Below are 2978 nucleotides of genomic sequence, written 5' to 3'. Positions count from 1 at the left end.
TGGTAACGGTGGAGAAGTGGTAGATACTTATCCCTATTTTGTTGTTGGTATTGTACATCTAATTTCATCAGCAGTCTTAGGTGCAGGAGCACTTTTTCATACTTTTAAAGTTCCAGAAAACTTAAAAGATGCAACAGGTGGAGCTAAGAAATTTCACTTTGAATGGGATAACCCAAAACAGCTCGGAATAATCTTAGGTCATCACCTACTTTTTTTAGGATTTGGTGCTCTATTATTAGTAGCCAAAGCTATGTATTTTGGTGGGCTTTATGATGCGACAACTCAAACTGTACGTTTAGTAACTAATCCCACTCTCGATCCATTAGTAATATATGGATATCAAACTCATTTTGCCAGTGTTAATAGCTTAGAAGACTTAGTTGGAGGCCACGTTTATGTGGGAATTCTGCTAATTTTAGGTGGCCTTTGGCACATTATCAAAGAGCCACTTCCTTGGGCAAAACGGGTTTTAATCTTCTCTGGCGAAGCAATTCTTTCTTACTCTCTAGGTGGAATAGCTTTAGCAGGATTTGTTGCGGCTTATTTCTGTGCCGTTAATACTTTAGCTTATCCTGTAGAGTTTTATGGCCCAGTTTTGGATATTAAGCTTGGGATTACTCCCTATTTTGCTGATACTTTAGAGTTGCCTTTAGGTGCTCATACTGCTCGTTGTTGGTTAGCTAATGCCCATTTCTTCTTAGCTTTCTTCTTCCTTCAAGGTCATCTCTGGCACGCTCTGCGAGCTATGGGTTTTGACTTTAAGCGTGTTGAAAATGCTTTGAATGGTGTTGCTGAGTCTTAACAACTAACGCCTAAAACTCAGGAGTCAGGATGTTCTTTTACTTAGGTCTGAGGAACTGACTCCTGTCATCAAAGTGTTTCAGGGAAGAGGGAACAGGGAATAGAGGAATGTCCGCGCCATATTTGCGTAGCGCTATAGTTTTATAGTCAGTAGTCTATCTTCAGTAGTCAATAGTCGGTAGTTATGAGCAAACAGCAAATATGATGTTTGAGCGATGAACGCTGCTTTTTTTCCTTGCAAGCTTACTTATTTCCTTCTGAAGTAAGTGCTTTTGAGTTTTCTTGATATCAAGTGGAAAAAATTTTGTTTTTAGACTTGACAAGTTCACTTAGGTTGTGGGTTAATATTAATAGAAATATTTCTCATTAGTTTGACGGAAATCTCCACTAACAATACAAAGGATTAAACATATTGTAAACTAAGACTTTAACCAAAAATATTTTTCGCATTTTATTGAGATATTTTATCATCTTTTCTCAGGTAAATTTTGAGTACAGTAAGCTTTCAGGTATCTAAAATTGCATATTTTTCAAGAGTTATTATGGATAAAATACTTATATGTAAAGGGCGATCGCGATTTTATCCGATAGTAAAATATGCAGCTTGAATAGGCAACAATTCAATAGATATTGCTTTAAATAGAGTAGTTTGTCTTCAAAGCATAGCAGGAAACAGCGGTGCTACCCCTCGTCGGAGCTTCCCGTAGGGTGGGATGACGTTCCGGTTCCGGGACTGTAGGGAACAGTTTCCTCGCCATATCCAATCGACCAAGAGAGGGAACGCCCACTCCTGTGAGAGAACAGTGGGAAAAACATTTCCCCTGATTCAGATCATCATCCGCATAAGTCTTAACCTATCTCTCTATTACTATAAGTTAGTTAGTTGGTTCCCATGAATAAGTGGACTGTATATTTATTTTGTGCTATTTTCAGCCACCAACTTACACGCAAACGACGATACCTTTATTAGTTGTTCTCTGTTCGATAATAATTACTGCTTTGTCAAGTGATTTCAGATAAATAAACAATCAGAATTAATGGTAATTTGAATGATATTTAGCTACTGAAAAGTATGAATTACTAAACTTTACTTAAGCAACTTAATTTCAGAAATCAAATAAATATAGGAAATCAAAACAAATGCAAACTTCACGAAAACTAGCTTCATGGAAAATCAGACAAGTCAACAAAAATGGTCATCAAAAAAACCAGACTAAATATTTAGAAGTAGAAACTAATGGGCAAAATCAAACAATCAATGCCAACAATAATTTGGATCGATTACAAAGTGATTGGTCTGGTTATTGTGATGAATTAGATATTGATTAATTCTAATTCAAGAACTTTAATTGCCAAAAGTTAGTAACATCTAACTACCATTAATATAAATCATTACCAAGGAGGTAAAAAATGTCAAATATTGGTCTTTTTGTCGGTAGTACAACAGGGAAAACTGAATCAGCAGCAGAGATGGTTCAGGAAGAATTTGGTGGAGACGATGTGGTTACTATCCATAATATGAATGAGGTAAATACCGAAGATTTTGATGGTTATCAAAACATTATAATTGCTAGTCCCACCTGGAATATTGGCGAACTACAAAGTGATTGGGAAGGTTTTTTTGATGAACTAGACAATATTGATTTTAATGGTAAAACAGTAGCCTATTTTGGCACCGGCGACCAAATAGGATATGCTGACAACTTTCAAGATGCCATGGGTATTTTAGAAGAAAAAATCTCTAGTTTGGGGGGTACAACAGTTGGATATTGGTCAACAGATGGCTATGAGCATACTGAATCTAAAGCTGTCAAAAACGGTAAATTTGTAGGTTTAGCTCTTGATGAAGATAATCAAGCTGAACTTACAGAAGAACGCGTCAAAAAATGGGTAGCACAACTCAAAATAGATTTTGGAATTTAGTCTGATTTTATTTAGAGGGTAAAAGGAAATTTACTAAACTGTATTGATTTATATAAATCTATCTAACTCTCTGAATAGATCAATGCTTTCTTCCTTCTAGAAAGCTAGGAACATCTGATTTTATTTAGAGGGTAAAAGGAAATTTACTAAACTGTATTGATTTATATAAATCTATACAGTTTAGTAAATTTCCTTTTACCCTCTAAATAAAATCAGACTAAATTCCAAAATCTATTTTGAGTTTTGCTAGATTG

The 2978-nt window shown here is 35.4% G+C and carries 3 protein-coding genes; all 3 read left to right on the top strand.

What is annotated here, in order from left to right:
- Positions 1–802 (top strand): chlorophyll a/b binding light-harvesting protein (locus F6K13_RS26255; RefSeq protein ID WP_287288881.1); only part of this gene is annotated, 802 nt, incomplete at its 5' end.
- Positions 803–1941: 1139 nt separating this feature from the next.
- Positions 1942–2130, top strand: coding sequence for a hypothetical protein (locus tag F6K13_RS26250; RefSeq protein ID WP_124145327.1), 189 nt, complete (start codon positions 1942–1944; stop codon positions 2128–2130).
- 81 nt (positions 2131–2211) lie between these two features.
- Positions 2212–2724: a flavodoxin FldA gene (gene fldA, locus F6K13_RS26245; protein WP_124154551.1), complete on the top strand. Its 513-nt coding sequence runs from the start codon at positions 2212–2214 to the stop codon at positions 2722–2724.
- Positions 2725–2978 lie beyond the last annotated feature (254 nt).

Origin of the sequence: Okeania sp. SIO2B9 (assembly GCF_010672505.1) — a bacterium.
Taxonomy (GTDB): Bacteria; Cyanobacteriota; Cyanobacteriia; order Cyanobacteriales; family Microcoleaceae; genus Okeania; species Okeania hirsuta.
The sequence above is the reverse complement of the archived record's forward strand: the minus strand, read 5'-3'. Positions and strand labels throughout refer to the sequence as shown.

Coding starts and splice junctions, on each gene's coding strand:
- F6K13_RS26250 (WP_124145327.1), top strand. CDS start 1,942: ATGCAAACTTCACGAAAACTAGCTTCATGGAAAATCAGACAAGTCAAC.
- fldA (WP_124154551.1), top strand. CDS start 2,212: ATGTCAAATATTGGTCTTTTTGTCGGTAGTACAACAGGGAAAACTGAA.